At 62.2% G+C, this 23,933-nt stretch carries 21 protein-coding genes; 17 read left to right on the top strand and 4 right to left on the bottom strand.

The window, feature by feature from the left end; genetic code table 11:
* Positions 1 to 249 precede the first annotated feature (249 nt).
* Together ahpF and ahpC are read right to left on the bottom strand one after the other, a co-directional pair.
* On the bottom strand, positions 250 to 1,821 hold the full coding sequence (gene ahpF, locus ACQ4MS_RS00220; RefSeq protein WP_431096924.1) for an alkyl hydroperoxide reductase subunit F: 1,572 nt from the start codon (positions 1,819 to 1,821) through the stop codon (positions 250 to 252).
* Between the two features lie 99 nt (positions 1,822 to 1,920).
* Positions 1,921 to 2,484, bottom strand: a complete 564-nt coding sequence (gene ahpC, locus ACQ4MS_RS00215) for an alkyl hydroperoxide reductase subunit C (protein WP_431096922.1) — start codon at positions 2,482 to 2,484, stop codon at positions 1,921 to 1,923.
* Between the two features lie 484 nt (positions 2,485 to 2,968).
* Here ahpC and ACQ4MS_RS00210 point away from each other — a divergent pair, with 484 nt between their 5' ends.
* From ACQ4MS_RS00210 to ACQ4MS_RS00180, 7 genes are read left to right on the top strand one after another with little or no spacing between them, the layout of a single operon-like run.
* Entirely contained in the window at positions 2,969 to 5,104 is a 2,136-nt protein-coding gene (locus ACQ4MS_RS00210; protein WP_431096921.1) for a TonB-dependent hemoglobin/transferrin/lactoferrin family receptor, read from the top strand.
* 49 nt (positions 5,105 to 5,153) lie between these two features.
* On the top strand, positions 5,154 to 5,510 hold the full coding sequence (locus tag ACQ4MS_RS00205) for a hypothetical protein (protein ID WP_431096919.1): 357 nt from the start codon (positions 5,154 to 5,156) through the stop codon (positions 5,508 to 5,510).
* Positions 5,507 to 6,643 (top strand): hemin-degrading factor, encoded by a 1,137-nt coding sequence (locus ACQ4MS_RS00200; RefSeq protein ID WP_431096917.1) that lies wholly within the window; start codon positions 5,507 to 5,509, stop codon positions 6,641 to 6,643. The genes ACQ4MS_RS00205 and ACQ4MS_RS00200 overlap by 4 nt, the downstream gene beginning before the upstream one ends.
* The gene (locus tag ACQ4MS_RS00195) at positions 6,640 to 7,020 is read left to right on the top strand and encodes a VOC family protein (RefSeq protein ID WP_431096915.1); all 381 of its coding nucleotides are present in this window, start codon (positions 6,640 to 6,642) and stop codon (positions 7,018 to 7,020) included. Before ACQ4MS_RS00200 ends, ACQ4MS_RS00195 begins: the two co-directional genes overlap by 4 nt.
* A 58-nt stretch (positions 7,021 to 7,078) precedes the next feature.
* Complete coding sequence (locus ACQ4MS_RS00190; RefSeq protein ID WP_431096913.1) at positions 7,079 to 8,008, top strand: heme/hemin ABC transporter substrate-binding protein; 930 nt, start codon at positions 7,079 to 7,081, stop codon at positions 8,006 to 8,008.
* Complete coding sequence (locus tag ACQ4MS_RS00185) at positions 8,005 to 9,066, top strand: FecCD family ABC transporter permease (protein WP_431096911.1); 1,062 nt, start codon at positions 8,005 to 8,007, stop codon at positions 9,064 to 9,066. Before ACQ4MS_RS00190 ends, ACQ4MS_RS00185 begins: the two co-directional genes overlap by 4 nt.
* A gap of 10 nt (positions 9,067 to 9,076) precedes the next feature.
* Positions 9,077 to 9,928, top strand: coding sequence for a heme ABC transporter ATP-binding protein (locus ACQ4MS_RS00180; RefSeq protein ID WP_431096910.1), 852 nt, complete (start codon positions 9,077 to 9,079; stop codon positions 9,926 to 9,928).
* A gap of 12 nt (positions 9,929 to 9,940) precedes the next feature.
* Here the strand turns inward: ACQ4MS_RS00180 and ACQ4MS_RS00175 are convergent, their stop codons facing one another.
* Positions 9,941 to 10,735 carry a TOBE domain-containing protein gene (locus ACQ4MS_RS00175; protein ID WP_431096908.1) on the bottom strand — a complete coding sequence of 265 codons (795 nt, stop codon included), beginning with the start codon at positions 10,733 to 10,735 and terminating at the stop codon, positions 9,941 to 9,943.
* A gap of 98 nt (positions 10,736 to 10,833) precedes the next feature.
* Here ACQ4MS_RS00175 and modA point away from each other — a divergent pair, with 98 nt between their 5' ends.
* The 5 genes from modA to ACQ4MS_RS00150 all read left to right on the top strand — a co-directional run bounded on the left by modA (position 10,834) and on the right by ACQ4MS_RS00150 (position 16,965).
* Positions 10,834 to 11,589: a molybdate ABC transporter substrate-binding protein gene (gene modA / locus ACQ4MS_RS00170; RefSeq protein ID WP_431096906.1), complete on the top strand. Its 756-nt coding sequence runs from the start codon at positions 10,834 to 10,836 to the stop codon at positions 11,587 to 11,589.
* A 25-nt stretch (positions 11,590 to 11,614) separates the two neighbouring features.
* On the top strand, positions 11,615 to 12,298 hold the full coding sequence (modB, locus tag ACQ4MS_RS00165; RefSeq protein WP_431096904.1) for a molybdate ABC transporter permease subunit: 684 nt from the start codon (positions 11,615 to 11,617) through the stop codon (positions 12,296 to 12,298).
* Positions 12,295 to 13,398, top strand: a complete 1,104-nt coding sequence (gene modC / locus ACQ4MS_RS00160) for a molybdenum ABC transporter ATP-binding protein (protein ID WP_431096903.1) — start codon at positions 12,295 to 12,297, stop codon at positions 13,396 to 13,398. Before modB ends, modC begins: the two co-directional genes overlap by 4 nt.
* A 322-nt stretch (positions 13,399 to 13,720) precedes the next feature.
* Positions 13,721 to 15,862 (top strand): TonB-dependent siderophore receptor, encoded by a 2,142-nt coding sequence (locus tag ACQ4MS_RS00155; RefSeq protein WP_431096901.1) that lies wholly within the window; start codon positions 13,721 to 13,723, stop codon positions 15,860 to 15,862.
* Complete coding sequence (locus tag ACQ4MS_RS00150) at positions 15,862 to 16,965, top strand: PepSY-associated TM helix domain-containing protein (RefSeq protein WP_431096899.1); 1,104 nt, start codon at positions 15,862 to 15,864, stop codon at positions 16,963 to 16,965. The genes ACQ4MS_RS00155 and ACQ4MS_RS00150 overlap by 1 nt, the downstream gene beginning before the upstream one ends.
* A gap of 86 nt (positions 16,966 to 17,051) precedes the next feature.
* On the opposite strand, the gene ppsR is transcribed toward ACQ4MS_RS00150, so the two are convergent.
* On the bottom strand, positions 17,052 to 17,873 hold the full coding sequence (ppsR, locus tag ACQ4MS_RS00145; protein WP_431096897.1) for a posphoenolpyruvate synthetase regulatory kinase/phosphorylase PpsR: 822 nt from the start codon (positions 17,871 to 17,873) through the stop codon (positions 17,052 to 17,054).
* A 219-nt stretch (positions 17,874 to 18,092) separates the two neighbouring features.
* Between ppsR and ppsA the strand changes: the two genes are divergently transcribed.
* From ppsA to ACQ4MS_RS00120, 5 genes are all read left to right on the top strand, one after another.
* The gene (gene ppsA / locus ACQ4MS_RS00140) at positions 18,093 to 20,492 is read left to right on the top strand and encodes a phosphoenolpyruvate synthase (RefSeq protein ID WP_431096896.1); all 2,400 of its coding nucleotides are present in this window, start codon (positions 18,093 to 18,095) and stop codon (positions 20,490 to 20,492) included.
* 170 nt (positions 20,493 to 20,662) lie between these two features.
* A complete protein-coding gene (locus ACQ4MS_RS00135) occupies positions 20,663 to 20,959 on the top strand; it encodes a hypothetical protein (protein ID WP_431096894.1) in 297 nt (98 codons plus the stop codon).
* A 41-nt stretch (positions 20,960 to 21,000) separates the two neighbouring features.
* Positions 21,001 to 21,555, top strand: a complete 555-nt coding sequence (locus ACQ4MS_RS00130; RefSeq protein ID WP_431099646.1) for a tetratricopeptide repeat protein — start codon at positions 21,001 to 21,003, stop codon at positions 21,553 to 21,555.
* Complete coding sequence (locus ACQ4MS_RS00125) at positions 21,542 to 21,799, top strand: DUF4212 domain-containing protein (RefSeq protein ID WP_431096892.1); 258 nt, start codon at positions 21,542 to 21,544, stop codon at positions 21,797 to 21,799. Before ACQ4MS_RS00130 ends, ACQ4MS_RS00125 begins: the two co-directional genes overlap by 14 nt.
* On the top strand, positions 21,800 to 23,911 hold the full coding sequence (locus ACQ4MS_RS00120) for a sodium:solute symporter family protein (protein ID WP_431096890.1): 2,112 nt from the start codon (positions 21,800 to 21,802) through the stop codon (positions 23,909 to 23,911). It abuts the gene before it with no gap.
* Positions 23,912 to 23,933 lie beyond the last annotated feature (22 nt).

Genomic DNA, 23,933 nt, shown 5'->3' with positions numbered 1-23,933 from the left:
GTGCGCACGGTACCCTGAACTGCCACGGTGAATGGCGAAAATTCAAGGCGGCCTGTGGGCGGGTTTTTGGCTTGCTACGCCCGGCGATGTGAATGGTTGCCGGGTGGTTTGGCTAGCGAATAGGGTCGCAGCAAACTATACCTCAATGAGAGCAATTCTCATTTGGTTCCCTGCGCATCTCAGGGGATTTCGTTGGCAAGACGCGCAAAAAAAAGCCGCCCCGGTAAGGGCGGCCATTCTCCGCATCCGTCATTGAGCGGTGATGGGGCTACGAATCAGGTAGTCAAAGGCGCTGAGCGCCGCCTTCGCGCCTTCACCGGCCGCGATGATGATCTGCTTGAAAGGCACGGTCGTCACATCACCCGCCGCAAACACGCCAGGCACCGACGTCTGGCCTTTGGCGTCGACGATGATCTCGCCGTGCTTTGACAAATCGACCACGCCCTTGAGCCAGTCGGTGTTGGGCACCAGGCCGATCTGGATGAACACACCCTCAAGCTCAACGGTCTTCAGCTCGCCGCTGGCGCGGTCTTTATAGACAAGGCCGTTGACCTTCTGGTCGCCGGTGATTTCAGTCGTCTGCGCGTTGGTGAACACCGTGACGTTTGGCAGGGTGTTCAGCTTGCGTTGCAGCACGGCGTCGGCGCGCAGCGCGGTGTCGAACTCGATCAGCGTCACATGGCCGACGATGCCGGCGAGGTCAATCGCCGCTTCGACGCCCGAATTGCCGCCGCCAATCACCGCCACGCGCTTGCCCTTGAAGAGCGGGCCGTCGCAGTGCGGGCAGTAGGCCACGCCCTTGTTCTTGAACTCATGCTCGCCGGGCACATTGATGTTGCGCCAGCGCGCGCCGGTCGAGATCACGATGGACTTGCTGCGGAGCGAAGCGCCGCTTTCGAGCTGCACTTCGATCAGGTTTTTGCCCGGCCCGCTGTTGGGTACCAGCGCCTTGGCGCGCTGCAGGTTCATGATGTCCACGTCGTAGTTGCGCACGTGCTCTTCCAGCGCATGGGCAAATTTCGGACCTTCGGTTTCCTTGATGGAAATGAAGTTCTCGATGCCCAGCGTGTCCAGCACCTGGCCGCCAAAACGCTCTGACGCCACGCCGGTGCGAATGCCCTTACGCGCGGCATACACGGCCGCTGCCGCACCGGCCGGGCCGCCGCCGACGATCAGCACGTCAAAGGCTTCCTTGCCATCAATCTTTTTGGCTTCACGTTCAACGCCGCTGGTATCGATCTTCGCCAGTATTTCTTCCAGGCTCATGCGGCCGTTTCCGAACATGGTGCCGTTCAGGAAGACCGTGGGCACGCCCATGATCTCGCGCTCCTTGACCTCGTCCTGGAAGGTGCCTCCCTCGATCATGGTGGTCTTGATGCGTGGGTTTTGCACAGCCATCAGGTTCAGCGCCTGGACCACATCCGGGCAGTTGTGGCAGGTCAGCGATACATAAACCTCGAAGTCGAAATCGCCGTCAAGCGCACGGATCTGGTCCAGCACCGGCTGCTCGACTTTGGGCGGGTAGCCGCCGATCTGCAGCAGCGCCAGGATCAGGGAGGTGAATTCATGGCCCATAGGCAGGCCGGCAAAACGCGGGCCGTGGTTCTCACCGGGGCGGTTGATGGAGAACGAGGGCTTGCGGTGCGGGTCGTCGCGGCTTTCGGTCAGCTTGACCAGCGGCGAGGACTCGGCCACGTCTTTGAGCAGCGACAGCACTTCGCCGGAAGCTTCGCTGCCGTCGAGCGAGGCGACGATTTCGATGGGCGCAGTGGCGCGTTCGAGATAGCTTTTCAGTTGGGCTTTGGTGGTGTCGTCGAGCATGGGGGACTCACTTTCGGTGGCTAAATCGTGTCAAAAGGGAACAAAAAAGCCCGGGGCACACCGCGTGGCGTGCATTGCCCGGGCCTGGGTCGCGGGGGCTTAGATCTTGCCGACGAGATCGATGGATGGGGCAATTGTCTTGGCGCCTTCATTCCACTTGGCAGGGCAAACCTGGCCGGGGTGCGCGGCGGTGTACTGGGCTGCCTTCAGCTTGCGCAGGGTTTCTTTCACGTCGCGTGCGATTTCGTTGGAATGCACTTCGGCCGTCTTGATAACGCCTTCAGGGTTGATAACGAAGGTGCCGCGCAGTGCCAGGCCTTCTTCAGGAATGAACACGTCAAACGCCTTGGTCAGCGTGTGGGTGGGGTCGCCCACCAGCGGGAACTTGGCCTTGCCGACGGCCGGCGAGGTTTCGTGCCACACCTTGTGCGAGAAATGCGTGTCCGTAGTCACGATGTAAACCTCGGCACCGGCCTTCTGGAATTCGGCGTAGTTGTCGGCTGCATCTTCAACTTCGGTCGGGCAGTTGAAAGTGAATGCAGCCGGCATGAAGATCAGGACCGACCATTTGCCCTTGAGCGTTTCGTCTGAAACATCAATGAACTTGCCATTGAGGAAGGCTTGGGTCTTGAACGGCTGGACTTGGGTATTGATGAGTGACATTGGATGGCTTCCTATAGGTTGTTAAAAAAGAAATAAAACTTGCCGGCGAATCGATAGTATATGACTTTTATTCTACATATATCGATAGATATTGGCTATTTATGGAATAGGCGCAGCATGCCGGAATCCGGCCCGTAAATTCTCCTCGATCACTACGTTTCTGCCATAGCGATAGAGGGGGAGACGCATCAGGAATGGGTTTCAGCAAAACAATTTTGCATCCAAATGTTGCGAATGAGAACAATTCGCATATACTTAGAGCTCTTAGAGCCAGCCAAAAGCAACGCGCGCCATCAGGCCTCACGTTGCACCAGCAAGCCCTCCAAATCTTTTTACTTTTTTGGGCTTGCACGTGATCTCCACTACTCCTTTATCCCGCTTCGCACTGCGAGAAATCTCTTTGGTTGTCGGCCTGGCCTGCAGCGCCGGCTTTGCACACGCACAAACTGCATCCGCAGCGACTTCCACCCCCGCGCGAGTCGCCTTGCTGAAAGAAGTCGTTGTCAGCGGTTCACGCAACGAGCAGTCCGTTGAGGACATTCCGCAAACCATCGATGTCATCAATGCCACCGACATCGAACAGGGCCAGATCCGTGACATCCGCGACGCGGCCAAAAATATTCCCAACGTATCGGTGCGCCGCGCGCCTGCACGCTTTGGCCTGGCCCAGGGCGACACCGGCCGCGAAGGCAATGCCGGGTTCAACATCCGCGGCCTCGACGGCAACCGCGTGCTGATGATGGTGGACGGCATCCGCATTCCGCGCAGTTATGCCTTCACTCCCAATTCCTTCGGGCGCGACAGTGTGTCTATCGACCTGGTCAAGCGCATCGAAATCGTCAAGGGCCCGGCCTCAGCGCTGTATGGCTCCGACGGCATTGCCGGCCTGGTCAACTTCATCACCAACGAACCGGACGATTACCTGAAAGACGGCAAGACACTGGGCGGCCGTGCTTCCATCGGCTACAGCGGCGACAACAGCGAAACGGCCGTCAGCGGCACGGTTGCCGGCCGTGTCAATGAGATGCTGGCCTGGCAATTGAGCGTGGCCACCAGCCAGGGCAAGGAACTGGACAACAAGGGCGAAAACGGCGGCACCGGCTTTACCCGCACCGAGCCAAATCCGCAAACCGACAAGGCCAACTCGCTGCTGGCCAAAGTCGTGCTGAATCCGACTTCTGCGCAAAAACACGTCATCACCTTCGAGCACGTCGACAAGAAGAGCGACTACAACCTGCTGACCGCTCGCTCCGCCACAGTGCTGGACTCTTATTCCTCCGGCAAGATGGACCGTGACCGGCTGACCTGGGATGCCAAATACAAGGTCGATACGGTGTTGACCGACAACGTCCAGACCGTGCTCAGTTTCCAGAACGCGAAGTCCAACGATTTCACTTATGAGCGTCGCACTGCATTGCCGCAGGTGCGCACGCGCGACACTACCTACAGCGAACGCACGTTGCAAGCCAGCATCCAGGCTGACAAGACCATCCGCATGGGCGGCAACTCGGCGCAGAAGATCACCTACGGCCTGGACCACACCAGCGCAAAAATCGAAAACCTGCAGACCGGCCTGGTGCCGCCCGCTGGTGAAACCTTCCCGCTCAAGCGCTTTCCCGACACGAAAGAGACTGCCACGGCGCTTTACGTGCAAGACGAGTTCATATTGGGCGACTGGAGCGTGACGCCGGGCGTGCGCGCCGACAGCTTCAAGATCGACGCGGCGCAGGCCGGCTTTCCGGTGCCTGCCGTATCGCTGTCAGGCTCGGCCGTGTCGCCCAAGGTCGGCGTCATCTACCGCGCCACGCCGCAGTGGAGTGTGTTCGGCAACTACGCCAGCGGCTTCCGTGCGCCCAATGCCGGCCAGGTGAACGGATTTTTTGAGAACCTGACCGGAGGCGCAGGGCGGTTCTATAGAACGGTGCCCAATCCGAATCTAAAGCCGGAAAAGAGCCAAAACTTCGAGTTCGGTATCCGCGGGCGGCTGGACCAGTTGAGTTTTGACACCGCAGTGTTCTATGGCCGTTTCAAAGATCTGATTCAGGACAATGCCCAGGTCGCCGGCACTGGCAACGGAACCCCTGCTGCGCCACTGATCTTTCAATCAGTGAATATCGATGATGCGACCATCAGCGGGTTCGAGATCAAGGGCGACATGAAATGGGGCAAGGTCGGCGATGGCCAGCTCAGCACGCCGTTCTCTTACGGTTACACCCGCGGCAAGGTGAAGAATACCGGCAAGCCGCTGGACACGATCGATCCGGCCAAGCTCAGCGTCGGCCTGAAGTATGAGACCGCGTCATGGGATGTGCGCCTGGACGCGAACCACCATTCCGCCAAGAAGTTCGAAGACATCAGCGCCCAGACCATTGCCGCCGCGCCGCCGGCAGTGCCAGTGGCTACCACGCAGTTCGCCGTGCCTTCGGCGACCACGCTGGACCTGACCGGGCAGTGGCGCATCAGCAAAACCCTGCGCGTGAACGTCGGCCTCATCAACCTGACCAACAAGAAATACTGGAACTGGTCCGATGTCCGCGGTGTGGCGGCCAACTCGGCCTTCCGTGATGCCTACAGCCAGCCGGGCCGTTATTTCAACGTCTCGCTGGTCGCCGATTTCTGATCGCCGATTTTTTGGTCCCTTCCTGAACCCCGGATAAAAGGAAAAGCACATGAATCAGTCTTCCGACCACGGCATCAACGGCAGCGATGCCGCTGCAGCAGACGCGCAGGGGCTACCCCCGGCAGAAGCGCTGCTGGCCGGAACGCTGGCCCTGATGACCGGGCATGCCCAGGCCTGCTGCGAAGGGCAGCGGGCGCTGATGGCCAAAAAGATCATCGCCAACCTGTTCATGCTCTCGCGCCACCCGGGCGCACCGCCCCCTTTCAAGGCCATTGCCGCCAACCTCCACCCCTTGTGGGTGCGGGTGTTGCAAGGTCCTGAGCAGCCACAGCAGGCAATCCCGTCTGCAGACAGTTTTGACCCCCACCGCGTGCTTTGGCACACAACCCCGGAGATCCTTCAATGAGCGCAGTCCTTCCACCCCAGACGCGGCCAGATGCCGCAAACCAGGCAACGGCAAGCACTCCTGCCAACCCCGCCGCCTTGCGTGACAGCTTTGCCGCCGCGCGTAGCAGCGGCAAGCGCGCCAAGGACGCTGCCGAAAGCATCGGCATTACTGAAGGCCAGGCCATCGCGGCCCACGCAGGCGAGCACGCGCACGCACTCAAGACCACGCCGCTCAAGGGCCCCTGGGTCGAAATTTTGCAGGCGCTGGAACTGTGCGGCCAGGTCATGGCGCTGACGCGCAATGAGTCCACCGTGCACGAAAAAACCGGTGTCTACCGCAACATTACCGCCCAGGGCCATATGGGCCTGGCGCTCGGTGAAGAAATCGACCTGCGCATTTTCTTCAGCCGCTGGCATGCCGGCTTTTACGTCTTTGAGCCGGCCAACGACCCGAAGAACCCGGCCTCGGAAAGCCTGCAGTTTTTCGACGCGCACGGCGTGGCGGTGCACAAGGTATTTGCACGGCCCGAGACCGACCGCGAAGCCTTCAGGGATGTCGCCAACCAGTTTGCCGACGTCGGCAAGGCCTACACCTTCACGCCCGCCGTTCCCAAGGACGCACCCAAGCCCGACTCGGCCATCGACGCGGCCGCACTGGCCCAAGGCTGGAGCGAGATGAAGGACACGCATGAATTCTTCGGCCTGATCGGCAAAGCCGGCGCCGAGCGCCAGCAAGCCTTCCGCCTGGTCGAAGGCCGTTTCACCCAGAAGGCCGACCTGACGGTCGTCCGCAAGCTGCTCGACGAAGCTTCGATGGACGGCACGCCCATCATGGTGTTTGTCGGCAGCCTGGGCTGTATCCAGATCCACACCGGCCCGGTCAAGCGCATCGAGCCCATGGTCACGCCAACAGCGCAGTGGATCAATGTGCTGGACGCGGGGTTCAACCTGCACCTGCGTGAAGACATGATCAAGAGCGCCTGGGTTGTTGAGAAGCCCACGACCGAAGGCCTGGTTACCTCGGTTGAAGTGTTCGACGGCGCGGGCGAACTGATGGCCATGTTCTTTGGTGCGCGTAAGCCCGGCGTGCCCGAGCTGCAGGCCTGGCGCGACATCGTGGCGCGGCTGCCCCGGCTCAAGGAAGCCGCGTGAGTCCTGCCGGAACCGGCTTCGGCGCGATAGAGGTCAAGGCCTTCGTGCCGGCCAGGGACTTCGCCTTGTCCAGACGCTTCTATGAAGAGCTGGGTTTTGAAATCCCCTGGTCGGACGAGACCCTGGCCTACATGCGCCTGGGTGACACGGCTTTTTTCCTGCAGAACTTTTATGTGGCCGAGCATGCCAGCAATTTCATGATGCACCTGACCGTGCAAGACGTGGACGGCTGGTGGGCGCGGCTGCAGCAGGCCGACATTGCCGGCCGCTACGGCGTGCGCACCGTACCGCCGCAGGACCAACCCTGGCGCCAGCGTGACTTCGTGCTGACCGACCCGTCCGGCGTGCTCTGGCGCATTGCGCAAAACATGCCCTGACAGCGGCCCTCCGCACCCGCACCCTACAACGCACCACCATCCCCACGCAAGGGTCCCCATGAAACCATCCACGCTTCAACTCCGCCGGCGCGATGCCCTGCGGTTTCTCTCGCTTCCGGCTGTGTCTGCCGCTTCCGGTGGCTTCATCCTTTCTGCCACCATCACGCACGCCCAGACAGCGCCGGCGAAGATGCCCCGCATTGTTTCGGTGAGCGGCGCCACGACCGAAATCGTTTACGCGCTGGGCGCTGAAAAGCAGCTCGTCGGCACCGACACCACCAGCCTTTTTCCGGCCGCGGCGCTGCAAACGCCCAAGGTCGGCTACATGCGCCAGCTCTCGGCTGAAGGCCTGCTCTCGCTCAAACCGGACGCCGTCATCGGCACCACCGAAGCCGGCCCCCACGTGGTGATGGACCAGATCCGCACCGCCGGCGTCAAAGTCGAACTGGTCGAGGCCGATCACACCTGGAGCGAGGTGCAGCGCAAGGTTGCCGCCGTGGGGCGGGCAACATCGCGCGTGGCGCAGGCTGCGGCACTACAGGCCAAGCTGGATGCGCAATGGGCCGAGGTGCTGGCCGCCGTGGCGCGCAAGGGCGGCAAAAGGCCCCGCGCCATCTTCATTCTTTCGCATACGGGCTCGCCGCAGGTGGCGGGCGAAAAAACCGCCGCGCATGCGATGCTGAACTACGCAGGTCTGGAGAACGCTCTCATCACCGCCGGTAGTTCCAGCAATTTCGCCGGCTACCGTGCGATGACGCCCGAAGCGGTGGTGACCGCCGCACCTGACGTCATCATCACCACCACGCAAGGCATTGAAGCCGTTGGCGGAATCGAAAAATTCTGGCAACGCCCGGGCCTGGAGCTCACGCCGGCCTACAAGCGCCGCGCATTGGTGGCGCTCGATGCTCTCTACCTCATCGGCTTTGGCCCGCGCCTGCCGCAGGCGGTGGCCGAGTTGCAGCAGGCGAGCCTGAAAGCGCTGGCATGAGTGCAGCCGCATCGCATGGTGACCACCGGCGCTGGCCGGCGGCGCTGGTGCTGGGTGTGGGGGTGGTGCTGCTTGCTATTAGTTTTATAGCGGGTAGTGCACGCGGTGCTTACGCCATCAGCCCTTTCCAGCTATGGAATGTGCTGGTCGACATGCTGGCCGGCAGCGCCCAGCCCACGCCCGAGCACCTCGTCTTCATGAACATCCGCCTGCCGCGGCTGCTGCTGGGCGTGGCCGCCGGCGCGGCGCTGGGCATGTCGGGTGCGCTGATGCAGGGCCTGTTCCGCAACCCGCTGGCCGACCCCGGCCTGATTGGCGTGAGCAGTGGCGCGGCGCTGGCCGCCGGCATGACCATCGTGCTCGGCAGCCTGTGGTTTCCCGACATGCCGCGCACACTGGGCAGCTGGACGCTGGTAGCGACGGCCTTTGCCGGAAGCCTTCTGGTGACGGTGCTGGTCTATGCCTTGTCGCAGCAAGACGGCGCCACGCGCGTCGGCATCATGCTGCTGGCCGGTGTCGCCATCAATGCACTGGCCGGCGCGGGCTTGGGCTACCTGACTTTCCTGGCCACCGACGAACAGCTGCGCAACATCCAGTTCTGGCTGCTGGGAAGTCTGGGCGGCGCACGCTGGAGTGCCGTGGCGCTGGTGTTTTCCATGGTGGCGGTGGCTGTCGCAGCGGGCTTCACGCTGGCCAGGCCGCTCAACGCCATTGCGTTGGGCGAAGCGCAGGCCGCGCTGCTGGGTGTACCGGTGGAGCGCGTCAAACGCTTCGCAGTGTTGCTGACGGCGCTGGCGGTGGGGGCTGTCACGGCCACGACCGGCATCATCGGATTCATTGGCCTGGTGGCGCCGCATTGCGTGCGCCTGGTGGCCGGGCCTGACCACCGCATCGTGTTGCCGGGTTCGGCCCTGTTGGGCGCGGCGCTGGTGCTGGCGGCCGACAGCGTGGCGCGCACCGTGGTCAAGCCGGCCGAGCTGCCGCTGGGTGTGCTGACGGCTTTTGTCGGTGTGCCGTTCTTTTTGCTGCTGCTGCGGCACTTCCGGAGCCGGATATGAGAACCTGTTTATGAACGCGCGTAACCAGACTGATTTTTCGCTGTTGACCGGCCTGCTTGAGGTGGTCGGTGTGAATGTCGAGGTGCCGGGCCGCAGCCTGCTGCAGGGCGCATCGGCGCAATTCACGGCAGGGCAGGTCACGGCCGTGCTCGGCCCCAACGGCGCGGGCAAGTCCACGCTGATGTCCCTGCTCACCGGGCAACGAAAGCCCACGAGTGGACACGTCTACCTGGGCGGCAAGGCGCTGCCTGCTTACGCGTCTGCCGACCTCGCCCGCGTGCGAGCCTCTGTGGCGCAGGAAACGCAGGTCGCGTTTGAGTTCACCGTGCGTGAAGTGGTGGAGCTCGGCCGTTACCCGCACCGCCGTCAGCCCGGCAAAAACGAAGCGGATGTGGTGCTGCAGGCGATGCAGGCTACCGCGGTTGATCATTTGCAACACCGCGCGCTCAATACGCTCTCGGGCGGCGAGAAGGCGCGTGTTCATCTGGCGCGTGCGCTGGCGCAGGTGTGGTCGCCCGTGACGAACATTGCCGGTGAATCTCCGGCCCGTTGGCTGCTGCTGGATGAGCCTACCGCCGCTCTCGATTTGCAGCACCAGCACCGTATGCTGCAACTCGTGCGCGCCTGGGCCACCGCCCAAGGCGTGGGCGTGGTCGCCGTACTGCATGACCTGAACCTGGCACTGCGCTACAGCGACCGCTGCGTGGTGCTGCAGGGCGGGCAGGTGGTGGACAGCGGCGCGACTGCGGATGTGCTCACGCCGGCGTGCATCGAGAAAGTCTGGGGTGTTGTTGCGCACCCGGTGGCGGCACAGGGCGGGGCGCCTGGGCCACGTCAGTACCTGTTTGACGCGCCGATCTAGAACTACCGATATTCAGGTCGATAAGGCAATCACTACGGCGGATTCGTCGATCAAGGCCTGAACCAGGCCTTTGGTCTTCAACCCGCTGCCAGCCGCCGCAAAGCCCACCAGCTGCAAGCCGCCGTCAAGCTGCAGCGACACCTCATCGCCCGTCGCACCGCGGCTGATGCGCACTGCGTGGCCATTGAGTTTCTGCACGCCGGGCGAAGCGGCTGCGGCTGTTTGAGCCGTCACCGCCACCGCCGTGGCCTTGCACAGGGCCAGCACTTCCTGCCCCTTTTGCAGTCCCAGCAGTTCGGCGCTGGCCTTGGTGATACGCGAGACCAGCACCGCACCGCCGGCCAGCTTCAGGTACACGCGCGCCATCTGGCCCCGCACCTGCAGTTTGTCGACCTGGCAGGGCAACTGGTTGCGCATGCTGGTGCGCACACCCATGTTCGAAAGTGCCGGCAGGGCGCGCGGCAGCAGCAGTTCGTTGGACTTGAATGCGGCCAGCACCTGCCCGCGTGTTTCGTTCAACACACCGGCGACGGCCAGCAGCTTCTGGCCGGCCAGTGTCAGCGTGGCGCCGCCACCGCCCGAGCCGCCCACGGCGCGTTCTACCAGCGCCACGCCGGCCAGGTTGGTCAATGTGTCGATGGCCTGCCAGGCAGCCTTGTAGCTGACTTTGGCCTGCCGCGCCGCCTGCGAGATCGAGCCGCTTTCGCCCACCAGCCGCAGGATGTCGATGCGCTTGTCAGCGGGCTCATGGCTGAAGGCGCTGGCGAAAGACGGTTCGGGGCTTGTTGAAGGAGCTGCTTTTTTCATGAAAAGGCTTCAATACAGGGACCGCTATTCTAAAATAGAATAGCGATTCGGCGCGTCCTGCGTTCACTTTCATCCTCGCCTTCATGGCGAATTCTTTTATGTCTCAACTCATGCTGCGCTGGCTATCTTCCTTGTGCGCTCTATTGCTGTTGGCCCCGGTGCAAGCCGATGAGGTCCAGGTCGCGGTGGCAGCCAATTTCACCGCGCCCATGAAGCTGATCGCGGCGGATTTTGAAAAAGACACAGGCCATAAAGCCGTGCTCACCTTCGGCGCGACCGGCAGGTTTTATGCGCAGATCACTCACGGCGCACCCTTTGACGTTCTTCTTGCGGCGGATGACGACATCCCCGCCAAACTCGAGAAAGAAGGCGCGGCTGTCAACGACAGCCGTTTTACCTATGCCACCGGCAGGCTGGTGCTTTGGTCGGCACAGCCAGGCGTGGTTGATGCGCAGGGCGAGGTGCTGAGAAAGGGCAATTTCAGGAAGATCGCGATTGCCGCACCGAAACTTGCGCCCTACGGCGCGGCTGCAGTCGAAACGATGAACAAGCTCGGTCTGCAAGCCGTGCTGGAGCCCAAAGTCGTGCAAGGCGAAAGCATCGGCCAGGCTTTCAGTTTTGTCTCAACCGGCAACGCCGAGTTGGGCTTTGTCGCGCTTTCGCAGGTGTACGAAGGCGGCAAGATCAAGTCGGGCTCGGCCTGGATTGTTCCGGCCAAGCTGCACGACCCGATCCGCCAGGACGCCGTGCTGCTGGCCAAAGCCAGAGACAGCAAGGCTGCGCTGCAGCTGATGGCTTTCCTTAAAGCCGAAAAAACCAAAGCAGTCATCCGCTCCTTCGGCTACCAGCCCTGAATCAACACTTAAGCACTGCAGACCCATGCTCGACGACGCAAGCCTTCAAGCCCTCGCGCTGACCTTTCGGCTGGCGGCCACCACCACCGTGGTGCTGCTGCTGGCCGGCACGCCCTTGGCGTGGTGGCTGGCGCGCACAGGTTCATGGCTTAAGGGGCCGATGGGTGCGCTGGTGGCGTTGCCGCTGGTGTTGCCGCCGGTGGTTCTGGGTTTTTACCTTCTAGTACTGATGGGGCCGGGCGGCCCTGTGGGGCAGGTCACGCAGTCGCTGGGCTGGGGCGTCTTGCCCTTCACTTTTGCCGGGCTTGTTGTTGGCTCGGTGCTGTATTCCATGCCTTTCGTGGTGCAGCCCTTGCAAAACGCATTTGAAGCGATTGGCGAGCGGCCGCTTGAAGCTGCCGCCACTTTGCGTGCGTCACCGCTGGACACTTTTTTCAGCGTGGTGCTGCCACTGGCCCGACCCGCTTACCTGACAGCCGCCGTCATGGGTTTTGCGCATACGGTGGGGGAGTTCGGCATTGTGCTCATGATGGGCGGCAACATCCCCGGCAAGACGCGTGTGATGTCCGTGCAGATTTACGACCATGTAGAGGCGCTGGAATACAGCCAGGCGCACTGGCTGGCGGGCGGGCTGTTGGTATTTTCATTTGTGGTGCTGCTGGCGCTGTACACATTGCAACCGGGCCGGCGTAAGGGGCAGGGCGCATGAGGCCAATGGACCCGGCCACTGGCGTTGCGGGAATTGCCGCTTCGTTTCGCCGTGCCTATGCGGAGTTCTCGCTCGACGTGGCACTGGCTGTGCCGGGGCGTGGCGTCACCGCCATCTTCGGCCCCTCGGGCTCGGGCAAGACCAGCTTGCTGCGCAGCATCGCAGGCCTGGAGCGGGCGGGAAGCGGTCATCTTGTGGTCAACGGCGAAGTCTGGCAGGACGATGCGGCCGGTGTTTTTATGCCGGTGCATCGGCGCCCGCTGGGCTATGTGTTCCAGGAGGCGAGTCTCTTTGCCCATCTTGATGTGGCCCGCAACCTGGACTTCGGCTTGCGGCGCGTGCCGCTTGCGCAGCGCCGCGTTTCGCTGGAGCAGGCCATCGAATTGCTGGGTTTGCAAAAGCTGATGCAGCGCGCGCCCGGCACGCTGTCGGGTGGCGAACGCCAGCGCGTGGCGATCGCCAGGGCGCTGGCCACCAGCCCGCGCCTTTTGCTGATGGACGAACCGCTGGCTTCGCTGGACATCGCCCGCAAGGCCGAAATCCTGCCCTACCTGGAACGCCTGCACGACGAGCTGGACATCCCTGTGCTTTACGTCAGCCACGCACCGGATGAAGTCGCCCGGCTGGCCGACCACCTGGTATTGCTGGATGCGGGCCGCGTGACGGCTTCAGGGCCCACGCGGGAGTTGATGACGCGGCTGGATTTGCCGCTGGCCCATGGCGATGCTGCGGCTGCGGTGGTTGACGCGACAGTTACCGCCGTGGAGCCGCACTGGCACATGAGCCATGCCGAGTTTGCCGGCGGGCGGATCAGCCTGCTCAACCCGTCGCTGCGGGCTGGCCAACAGGTGCGCGTGCGCATCCAGGCGCGCGACGTGAGCCTCACGCTGGCGCGCCAGGAAGGCACCAGCGTGCAAAACATCTTTGCCGTCACTGTCACGGCCTTGTCGGCCGACAGCCCCGGGCAGGTGATGGTGGGGCTGGACGCCGGCGGCAGCGCGTTACTGGCACGCATTACGCAGAAGTCAGCCGAAGCCTTGCAACTGCAACCTGGCAGCCGGGTCTATGCGCAAGTCAAAGGTGTTGCCGTGGTGGGCTGAGCCGTGTTTCCTGGTGATTTCGGTTGCTATTAAAAAGATAGCTGATGGCGCCCGTAATCATTGGCGAAGCGGCTGATTTGATGTTCGATTCCCAGGAAGATCCATAAACAATTTCTCGAATGGAAAAAGGCTTCTGCCCAATAGACACGGGCGCAAGCAGCTATCAAAAACCGAGCAATTGAGCGAGGGGAACTGCAAGCTCCCGGCAAGACGCGGCTGGGTCCTTGGTCAGGGCCTTTTATAATTCAAGCGAAGCCAGCCTCAGCGGCGCGCCAGCCGCGCCCAGCCAGCCATACGAGTTCCTCAACCTGTTTGCTGGCTTATGCAATTCCATTCCCTTTCCCCCCTTTCTTCCCATCTTTCTTCCCGTTTTTCGCTGGCGCCGCTTGCCGCGGCCATTGCACTGCTGGGGGCTTCCGGCCTTCATGCGCAAACCACCACCGCAGACACTGCGACCGCCGGCTCGTTGCGTGAGGTCATTGTCCACGGCGAACGCCAGGGCAGTTTCACGTCGAACACGGTACAGGTCGGCACCTTTCGCGACCAGAGCCCGCTGGACGTGCCGCTGACGAGCAATGTCATTACCCGCGAAGTGATCGACGCGCAGGGCCAGCGCACGCTGTATGGTGCGCTGCGCAACACCGCCGGCGTCACGCGCTCGCAGCTCAACGGATCGACCTACGACAACGTCGCCATTCGCGGCATTCTGGTTGAAAACCGCGGCAACTACCGCCTGAACGGCTCGCTGCCGATCATCAATCTGATCGACGTACCGCTCGAGAACAAGGAGCGGGTGGAGGTGCTGAAGGGCGCTTCGTCGCTGTACTACGGCTTTGTCCCGCCGTCTGGCATCGTCAACTACGTCACCAAGCGTGCGGGCGCACAGCCGGTGACAAGTATTGCCACCTCACTCAATCAGTACGGCGCCGCCGATGTGCATGCGGATATCGGCCGGCGCTTCGGCGTTGACAACGCCTTCGGCCTGCGCGTGAATGCTGTCACCGGCCGCGAAGATATAGGCATCAACAATTTCTCTGGCAAGCGCGAGTTGATTTCGGCCGCTCTCGACTTCAAGGTCTCGCCCGCCGTCAACCTCAAGTTCGACGCCGAGTACTACAAGAAAGATTCTTCCGAGCAGGCTGCCATCACCTTGCCCACGGCCGTCGGCGGCGTCATTACGCTTCCGCCGCGCCCTGGCAACCGGGTCAACCTGGCTGGGGAATGGCAGCGCTATGTGGCAGACGCCACCAATTTGCTGGCGCGCGCCGACATCGCCTTCAGCGACAACTGGTCGGGAATTTTCGAGGTCGGCCAGGCCAAAAACACCCGTGACCGCCGCTTCTCCCAGTTCACCCTGACCAATGCGCTGACAGGTGCGGGCACGCTGCAGGTTGGCCAGCAGGACGGCCAGACTTACGAGAACAACAATGTGCGAGCCGAAATTGCCGGCCGCATCCCGCTGGGCAGCATCGTCAATGAGGTATCCATCGGTTACACCACCAACGAGCGCGCGCAGGACAGCCGCAACTCGGTCAACTTGCCGCTGTTTGCGCAAAATCTCTTCAACCCGGTGCTCATTCCCTACACACCGCGCACCGGTGCCAATGCCAATGCGCCATCCAAGATCACCGACAACGGCTTGTATGTGTTTGACCGTATCGTGTTGTCTGAGCAGTGGCAGGTCATGGCCGGCCTGCGCCGCTCCGACTACACCAGTGTGACGACGGCTACCCGTTATGAGGCGCAAAAAACCAGCCCGTCGGTGTCTGTGATGTTCAAGCCCAACGAGAAGGCTTCGGTATATGCCAGCTACATCGAGGGCATGGAAGAAAGCGGCACGGCGCCTGCGACCCGCGCGAATGCGGGCGAAGTGCTGCCGCCTTCGCTCAACAAGCAGATCGAGCTCGGCGTCAAGGCCGAAGTGGCACAGGGCCTGTTGCTGCAGGCGGCTTACTTTGACGTGAAGCGTCCGTCCACCACCATCGACGCGGCCAACCGCTTTGTGCTGGGCGGCGAAGCGGAGTACAAAGGCCTGGAATTCGCCGCCTCGGGCGAGATCAACAAGCAGTGGTCGATCGTCGCCTCAGCCTTGGTCATGAACCCCAAGATCACCAGGACCACGGTAGCGGCCGAGCTCAACAAGACCCCTGAAAACGCGCCCAAGGTGACTTACAGCGTGTTCGGCGAATACCGTGTGCCGTCGATGCCAGGCCTGGCGCTCAACGCCGGCTGGTATTTCACCGGCAAGCGCCCGGTCAACAATGCCAACCAGGCTTATATTGACGGCGCCGGCACCCTGTCCCTGGGCGCGCGCTACCGTACCAAGCTCTTCGGCACCCACACCACGCTGCAGGCCAACCTGGACAACGCCATCAACAAAAACTACTGGAGCACCGCCGGCAATGGCCTGCTGGGCGTGGGCGCCCCACGCACGCTCCGTGTGGCAGCCAAGTTCGACTTCTGATGCTGCTGCGCAAGTCGCGGCCGTGGCTGGTCAAGATTCACCGCTGGCTGGGCTTCACCGCCGGCCTGCTGCTGATGCTGAACGCCTTCACCGGCTCGCTGATGCTGGGCGCGCGGCCGTTGGACCGTGCGCTCAACGCCGCGCTTTTTGAAGTAAAGCCGGCCGGTCAGCCGGTGCCGCTGGAGGCCATCCGCCAAGCGCTTGTGGCCGACTACGGTGGCAAGGCTCGTTTCACGATCCGCCCGCCGCGTGAGCCCGAAGAGTCCATCCTTGTCTACGTCGCCAGCGACAGCTGGGAGGGCCAGGCGCATTACGACCCCTACAGCGGCCGCAAGCTGGGCGCGCGCGAAGAGCACGAAGGTTTTGCCAATGCGCTGTTTGAATTTCATTCGGCGCTGCTGGCGGGTGACACGGGCAAGGCCATCCTGGCCTTCAATACCGTCACCATGCTGGCGATGCTGGTCACCGGGGTGTTGCTGTGGTGGCCGGCCCGAAGCTGGCGCGGGGCATTTTCCGTCAGCTTGAAGGGGGGCTTGCTGCGCAGCCTGTTTGATTTGCACCGGGTGGGTGGCGTGGTGTTGGGCGGCTGGGTGCTGGTGTGTGTGTTGACCGGCACCTGGATGGCCTGGCGGCCGGTTTCGCAGTGGGTGACGCAGGTAGCGGGGCAAAAGCAGGTGCTGCCGCCGCCCGTGAAGGCTGGCGCCGCACCGCAGGGGCGTGCCGCTACGGCCGACGAGATGGTCGCCACCGCGAACGCCGTCATGCCCGGCGGCGTGGTGGGCTATCTCGGCCTGCCGGCCAAGCCCACGGCGCCGGTGCGCATCCGCAAAAAACTCGACGACGACCCGCATCCCAATGGCCTGTCATCGGTCTGGCTGCACTCTCATACCGGCGAAGTGATACGCGTGGACCGCTGGAGCGAGCTGGACGTGGGCACGCGGTCTTACGCCTGGATCTATCCGCTGCACTCGGGCAAGCTGGCCGGCGTGATCGGTGTGCTGGCCACGGCGGCGGGCGGCTTTTTGCTGTTCGGCTTTGGCGTCAGCGGTACCTGGCTGTGGTGGCTGCGCCGGCGCATGCGCACGGCCAAGCCGGATTTATAGGGAAAACAGGCCTCTAGCCCAAGCATTTACTTTGTTTGTAGCTATCAAATGCATAGCAGAAAGCGCGGCCTGGGCAGGGCTGGGCGCTAGTATTCCAACCGCTCGGGCCGGATTTCCTGCAGGATGGTCGTTGAGATCTCTTCAATCGACTTGGTGGTGGTCGACAGCCAGCGAATGCCCTCGCGCCGCATCATGGCCTCGGCCTCGTGGATTTCCTCGCGGCAGTTTTCCAGGCTGGCGTATTTGGAATTGGGCCGGCGTTCATTGCGGATCTGGCTCAGGCGCTCCGGCGCAATCGTCAGTCCGAAGATCTTCTTGCGATGCGGTACCAGCGCCGGCGGAAGCTGGCGGCGTTCAAAGTCTTCGGGAATCAGCGGGTAGTTGGAGGCTTTGAGGCCGTACTGCATGGCCAGGTAGAGCGAAGTCGGCGTCTTGCCGCTGCGGCTCACGCCTACCAGGATGACGTCCGAGCCGGCCAGGTCGCGGTTGCTTTGGCCGTCGTCGTGTGCCAGTGAAAAATTGATCGCCTCAATGCGGTCGTCATATTCCTTGCTCTTGGACGCGTCGGAGAATCGGCCCACCCGGTGGTTGGACTTGATGCCCAGTTCTCCCTCCAGCGGTGCAACGAACATGCCGAACATGTCCAGCAGCATGCCGTTGCAATGGGTTTTGATGACGGCGAGGATTTCCATGTTCACCAGTGTGGTGAAGACAATAGGCCGTTTGCCCTCGACGTCGGCCGTGTGGTTGATCTGCCGGATCGCCTGGTGTGCCTTGTCCACGCTGTCGATAAAGGGCAGGCGGACGTGGCGCGGCTTGAACTCAAACTGCGCCAGGATGGCGTTACCAAAGGTTTCGGCGGTGATGCCGGTGCCGTCGGAGATGAAAAACACGGTGCGTTGGGACATGGAAGGGCTTCGAATGAGCTTGAAAAGGCGGAAATGAGCGTTTGGCTGGTTGAAAGCCGGGTGAAAGCCTGACGCGGCACGTCCGGCCCCAGCCGCCTACAATCGTGGCAATTATCCAGTTTGTCACATCATGCCCCGCTACAACCCCTTCGAACAACAACAAGGTTGCCTGCCGCGCATGGTGAATCCCCCGGTTTTTAAACCTCCCGGAGTATTTTCATGTCCAAGCTGTTTGAGGCGACCGCCCTGGTCGTACCGTTTGAAAACCTGAGGATGACAGACGTCGAGTCTGTCGGCGGCAAGAACGCCAGCCTCGGCGAAATGATCTCGCAACTTCCGACCGGCCCTGAGGGAGTTCGTGTCCCCACCGGATTTGCCACCACGGCTCACGCCTTTCGCGTGTTCCTGGCGCATGACGGCCTCGACAAAAAAATCAACGGCGTGCTGGACACGCTCAACACCGATGATGTGCGCGCACTGGCCGAGGCCGGCGCCAAAATCCGCAAGCTGGTGGAAGCCCAGCCTTTCCCGGCCGACCTCGAAAAAGCCGTGCGCGACAGCTTTGCGGCCCTGAGCGCCGGTAACGCACAAGCCAGCTTTGCAGTGCGCTCGTCTGCCACGGCCGAGGATTTGCCCGATGCGTCGTTTGCCGGCCAGCAGGAAACCTTCCTGAACGTTGTCGGTATCGAAGACGTTCTGCACAAGATGAAAGAGGTGTTCGCCTCCCTGTACAACGACCGCGCCATCAGCTACCGCGTTCACCAGGGCTTTGCCCATTCCGACGTGGCCTTGTCCGCCGGCATCCAGCGCATGGTGCGCAGCGACAAGGGCGCAGCCGGCGTGATGTTCACCATCGACACCGAAAGTGGCTTTGAAGACGTGGTGTTCATCACTTCCAGCTACGGCCTGGGCGAAACGGTGGTGCAGGGTGCCGTCAATCCTGACGAGTTCTATGTGCACAAGCCCATGTTGAAAGCCGGCAAGCGCGCTGTCATTCGCCGCAACCTTGGTTCCAAGCTGCTGCAGATGGAGTTCACCACGGCCGAAGAGAAAAAATCCGGCGGCAAGCTGGTCAAGACCACGGATGTGCCCACCGAGCTGCGCAACCGCTATTCGCTGACCGACGACGACGTCGAGCAGCTCGCCCGTTACGCGCTGATCATTGAGGCCCATTACGGCCGCCCCATGGACATCGAATGGGGCAAAGACGGCACCGACGGCCAGCTTTACATCCTGCAGGCGCGTCCCGAGACGGTGAAAAGCCAGTCCAAGGGCAAGGCAGAGCAACGTTACAAACTCAAAGGCACCGGCACCGTGCTGGCGGAAGGCCGGGCCATTGGCCAGAAGATCGGCACCGGCGCTGTCCGCATCGTGCATGACATCAAGGACATGGACCAGGTGCAGGCCGGCGATATCCTGGTCACGGACATGACCGACCCCAACTGGGAACCGGTGATGAAGCGCGCCAGCGCTATCGTGACGAACCGCGGCGGGCGTACCTGCCACGCCGCCATCATCGCGCGCGAGCTGGGTATCCCGGCCGTGGTCGGCTGCGGCGACGCCACCGAAACGCTGAAGGATGGCATGCTGGTGACGGTGAGCTGCGCCGAGGGCGACACCGGCAATATCTATGACGGCCTGCTCGAAACCGAAGTGACCGAAGTGCAGCGCGGTGAGATGCCCCCGATTGACATGAAGATCACGATGAACGTCGGCAACCCGCAGCTGGCGTTTGATTTCTGCCAGATCCCCAACCACGGCGTTGGCCTGGCGCGCCTCGAATTTGTCATCAACAACAACATCGGTGTGCACCCCAAGGCGATTCTTGATTACCCCAATGTGGATGCCGACCTGAAAAAAGCGGTGGAAAGCGTGGCCCGTGGCCATGCCTCTCCGCGCGCTTTTTATGTCGACAAGGTGACCGAAGGTGTGGCCACTATTGCAGCGGCCTTTTGGCCCAAGCCGGTGATCGTGCGCCTGTCGGACTTCAAGTCCAACGAATACCGCAAGCTGATCGGCGGTTCACGCTACGAGCCCGAGGAAGAGAACCCGATGCTGGGCTTTCGCGGTGCATCGCGTTACCTCAGCCCTGATTTCGGCGAAGCCTTTGCGATGGAGTGCGAAGCGCTCAGGCGCGTGCGCGACGACATGGGCCTGGTCAACGTCGAGGTCATGGTGCCGTTTGTCCGCACATTGGGGCAGGCCAAGAAGGTCACGGACCTGCTGGCCCAGCACGGACTCAAGCGTGGCGAGAAGGGCCTGCGCGTGATCATGATGTGCGAAGTACCGAGCAATGCCATCCTGGCGGACGAGTTCCTTGAGTACTTTGACGGTTTCTCGATTGGATCGAACGACCTCACCCAGCTCACCCTGGGCCTGGACCGCGATTCGGGCCTGGACATCCTGGCCCAGGATTTCGATGAACGCGACCCGGCCGTCAAGGCCATGCTGAGCCGGGCCATCCAGGCCTGCCGCAAGCAGGGCAAGTATGTGGGTATCTGCGGCCAGGGTCCCAGCGACCACCCTGACTTTGCGCAGTGGCTGAAAGACGAGGGCATTGGCTCTATTTCGCTGAATCCCGATACGGTGATTGATACCTGGAAGCAGCTGGCTAACTGAAGGCCGCTGAGTGCGTTGAAAAGTGCGCCGCGGGGAATCCGCGGCGCTTTTTTTTGACCAGTCCCGAGGGAAAACCCCCGGACGGCAGAAGGTTTCCTGGTAGGCATTTGGCAAGGCGTCCGATGACAATCGAAACCGTGCTTGTCCTCCTTCTTTGCCCACCTTGAGCCATGCTTGCTGTCGCCACCACCGTCAAACTGCTTGCTGAAATCGCATTGCTTGCGTTAGCCGGCCAATGGGTGGTGGGCTTGCTGGCCGGCGCGGGGAAGGACAGCAATCCCTTTTACCGTGTGCTGCAAGGGGTGGGCCGGCCCTGGGTCAAGGCCGCGCGCTGGATATCGCCGCCGATGGTGATGGAGCGCCACCTGCCGCTGGTGGCTTTACTGGTGCTGCTGTTGGTCTGGGTGGTTGCCGCGGTTGCCAAGGTCCGTATCTGCCTGGAAATCGGGGTGGCGCTGTGCAAATAGGCCCCCGCCTCCGATATGGTTTTCTGAAGGTACGTGCATTGGTGTTGCTCGCCTGCGCCAAACGCTCTGCCGCGCTGTCGACGTTCGACCAGATGCTGCAGCTGCGGCCCGCAGATCCCTATGCACTGGCCAGCCGCGGGCATGTGGCGGCGCAACTTCACCTGACGCAAGATGCCATTGCCAGCTTGAGGCTCTTCACCGCTGTCAGGCCGGACCAGGCGGCGGGCTGGTTCAATCTTGGCTACCTGCTGCAGCAAACCGGGCGCCATGACGAAGCCGGGCCTGCCTTTGAGCGAGCGGTGGCGCTGGACGCGCGCCTGGACCAGGCGTGGTATGGCCTGGCGCTGGTGCTGATTCACGCCCGGCGATTCGAAGAAGCCGCCGTGGCACTGCAAAAAAATACGGCCCTGCAGCCTTTGAGCCCTTACGGCTGGTACCGGCTCGCGCAGGTCTGGCTGGCACTGGGCCAGCCGGGCAAGGCCCGCAAGGTCGTTGCGCACCTTGGGCGTTTCGAGCCGCGCGTGGCAGCCCAGCTGCAACGGGAAAATACGGCGGCGCTTGCGGCCGCAGGCGGAGCAACTGATGCAACCCACTGAAAGCCACCGCCGCTACTGGCGCCAGAACCTGGCCGTCACCGCCATGCTGCTGCTGATCTGGTTCGGCGTCACGTTTGGCGTGAGTTACTTTGCCCGCGCCCTGAACTTCACTTTTTTTGGCTGGCCCTTCAGTTTCTGGATGGGCGCCCAAGGGGCCTTGGTGGTGTACTGCCTTATCGTCGGCTTTTATGCCTGGTACATGAACCGGCTCGACATCGAGCATGACGTAGCGGACGAGGACTGAATGGGCGGCTTCTTTGGTTCGCGCGACGGGGTCATGCTCTCGAGCCTGCAGTTCAAGAAACAACTCGACCGCGTTTACCGCTGGTACACCGTGGGTCTGGTGATGTTTGTGGTCATCCTGGCACTTCTGGAGCGTGCGGGCTTGCCGCGCCTCTGGATAGGTACGGCCTTTTTGCTGGCCACCATCGGCCTCTATGCGGGCATAGGCGTCATGAGCCGCACCACCGATGCCTCTGAATACTATGTGGCGGGGCGCCGCGTGCCGGCGGTCTACAACGGCATGGCCACCGGTGCGGACTGGATGTCGGCCGCTTCGTTCATCGGCCTGGCGGGCACGCTCTATCTCACCGGTTACAACGGCCTGGCTTTCATCATGGGCTGGACCGGTGGTTACTGCCTGGTGGCGCTGGTGCTGGCGCCTTATCTCCGCAAGTTTGGACAGTTCACCATTCCTGATTTTCTGGGGGAGCGTTACGGCGGGCGGCTGCCGCGGCTTATCGGTGTGGGCGCGGCCATTCTGTGTTCCTTCACCTATCTGGTGGCGCAGATTTACGGCGTGGGCCTGATCACGTCCTACCTCACTGGCATCGCCTTCGAGCTGGGTATTTTCCTGGGCTTGGGCGGCATCCTGGTGTGCTCGTTCCTGGGGGGGATGCGCGCGGTGACATGGACCCAGGTAGCTCAATACATCATCCTGGTCGTCGCCTACCTGATCCCGGTGATATGGCTATCGGTCAAGCAGACGGGGGTGCCTGTGCCGCAGCTGGTCTATGGCTTCCAGCTCGAAAAGGTGACGGCCAAGGAGAAAGAGCTGGCTGCCGATCCCAGGGAATTGCAGGTGCGCGAGCTGTTCAGGCAACGCTCTGAAACGCTTTCCGGCAAGCTGGAGCATCCCGCCGAATCGCTGGCCGCTGACAAGCTGGCCGCCGGCAAGCGGATGGAGCAGCTCAAAAGCGTTAATGCGTCGGTGGCTGAAATCTCGTCGGCCGCCAAAGCCCTGGCCGCCATGCCCAGGGACGAGGTGGCTGCGGTGAAAGCCTGGACGGCAGCCAGGGCCGCCGCGGACATCAAGACCCAGCCGCTTAACGGCATGCCCGCCCATGCCGCCCAGTTCTCGGGCAACCCCGACGGAACGCCGAAAGAGCAGGCGGCTTACGACACCTCGCGCCGCAACTTCCTGGCACTGGTTTTTTGCCTCATGGTGGGCACCGCGGCATTGCCGCATATCCTGATGCGCTACTACACCGTGCCCAGCGTGCGGGAAGCGCGGCAATCGGTCACCTGGTCGCTGGTGTGCATTTTTTTGCTTTATTTCACCGCGCCCGCGCTCGCCGTTCTGGTGAAGTATGAAATATTCACCGCGCTCGTCGGCACGCCGTTTGATCAATTGCCGGCCTGGGTGCATTCCTGGACGCGGGTGGATCCTTCGCTGCTGTCGGTCACGGACATCAACAAGGACAATATCCTGCAGCTCAACGAGATGAACATCGGCGGCGACATCGTTGTGTTGCTGACGCCCGAGCTGGCAGGCCTTCCTTATGTGATTTCAGGCCTGGTGGCGGCGGGCGGGCTGGCTGCAGCGCTATCGACTGCCGATGGCCTCTTGCTAACGATTGCCAATGCGCTGGGTCACGACCTCTATTACAAGATGATCGATCCCAACGCCTCGACTGTGAGCCGGGTCACGGTATCCAAGATTCTGCTGCTCATCGTGGCCTTGCTTGCCGCCTACGTGGCGGCGCAAAAACCGGCGGACATTCTGTTCCTGGTGTCGGCTGCGTTCTCGTTTGCCGCAGCGTCGTTCTTCCCGGCGCTCAGTCTGGGGATATTCTGGAAGCGTGCCAACGGCGTCGGCGCCGTGCTTGGCATGGTGTGTGGCCTGGGGGTGACCTCCTACTACATGTTCACCAACCAGGCCTGGCTGCGCGCCACTTTTGGGATCACCTCACCGGTGCAGCTGTGGTGGGGCATAGACCCCATCTCGGCCGGGCTTTTTGGGGTTCCGGTCGGTTTTGCGGTGATTGTGCTGGTAAGCCTGGTCACCCGGCCCCCCAGCCAGAAAGTTCAGGAACTGGTCGAATACATCCGCTATCCCGACCTGAAACGCCTCTAGGAATAGAGCCCCCACGCTCCCC

Source organism: Polaromonas aquatica (assembly GCF_050626995.1).
GTDB classification, from domain to species: Bacteria; Pseudomonadota; Gammaproteobacteria; order Burkholderiales; family Burkholderiaceae_C; genus Polaromonas; species Polaromonas aquatica_A.
This window is presented reverse-complemented; position numbering and strand designations above follow the sequence as displayed.

Coding starts and splice junctions, on each gene's coding strand:
- ACQ4MS_RS00135 (WP_431096894.1), top strand. CDS start 20,663: ATGCTTGCTGTCGCCACCACCGTCAAACTGCTTGCTGAAATCGCATTG.
- ACQ4MS_RS00175 (WP_431096908.1), bottom strand. CDS start 10,735: ATGAAAAAAGCAGCTCCTTCAACAAGCCCCGAACCGTCTTTCGCCAGC.
- ahpC (WP_431096922.1), bottom strand. CDS start 2,484: ATGTCACTCATCAATACCCAAGTCCAGCCGTTCAAGACCCAAGCCTTC.
- ACQ4MS_RS00205 (WP_431096919.1), top strand. CDS start 5,154: ATGAATCAGTCTTCCGACCACGGCATCAACGGCAGCGATGCCGCTGCA.
- ACQ4MS_RS00180 (WP_431096910.1), top strand. CDS start 9,077: ATGAACGCGCGTAACCAGACTGATTTTTCGCTGTTGACCGGCCTGCTT.
- modA (WP_431096906.1), top strand. CDS start 10,834: ATGTCTCAACTCATGCTGCGCTGGCTATCTTCCTTGTGCGCTCTATTG.
- ACQ4MS_RS00200 (WP_431096917.1), top strand. CDS start 5,507: ATGAGCGCAGTCCTTCCACCCCAGACGCGGCCAGATGCCGCAAACCAG.
- ACQ4MS_RS00150 (WP_431096899.1), top strand. CDS start 15,862: ATGCTGCTGCGCAAGTCGCGGCCGTGGCTGGTCAAGATTCACCGCTGG.
- ahpF (WP_431096924.1), bottom strand. CDS start 1,821: ATGCTCGACGACACCACCAAAGCCCAACTGAAAAGCTATCTCGAACGC.
- ACQ4MS_RS00185 (WP_431096911.1), top strand. CDS start 8,005: ATGAGTGCAGCCGCATCGCATGGTGACCACCGGCGCTGGCCGGCGGCG.
- ACQ4MS_RS00125 (WP_431096892.1), top strand. CDS start 21,542: ATGCAACCCACTGAAAGCCACCGCCGCTACTGGCGCCAGAACCTGGCC.
- ACQ4MS_RS00155 (WP_431096901.1), top strand. CDS start 13,721: ATGCAATTCCATTCCCTTTCCCCCCTTTCTTCCCATCTTTCTTCCCGT.
- modB (WP_431096904.1), top strand. CDS start 11,615: ATGCTCGACGACGCAAGCCTTCAAGCCCTCGCGCTGACCTTTCGGCTG.
- modC (WP_431096903.1), top strand. CDS start 12,295: ATGAGGCCAATGGACCCGGCCACTGGCGTTGCGGGAATTGCCGCTTCG.
- ACQ4MS_RS00120 (WP_431096890.1), top strand. CDS start 21,800: ATGGGCGGCTTCTTTGGTTCGCGCGACGGGGTCATGCTCTCGAGCCTG.
- ppsA (WP_431096896.1), top strand. CDS start 18,093: ATGTCCAAGCTGTTTGAGGCGACCGCCCTGGTCGTACCGTTTGAAAAC.
- ACQ4MS_RS00190 (WP_431096913.1), top strand. CDS start 7,079: ATGAAACCATCCACGCTTCAACTCCGCCGGCGCGATGCCCTGCGGTTT.
- ppsR (WP_431096897.1), bottom strand. CDS start 17,873: ATGTCCCAACGCACCGTGTTTTTCATCTCCGACGGCACCGGCATCACC.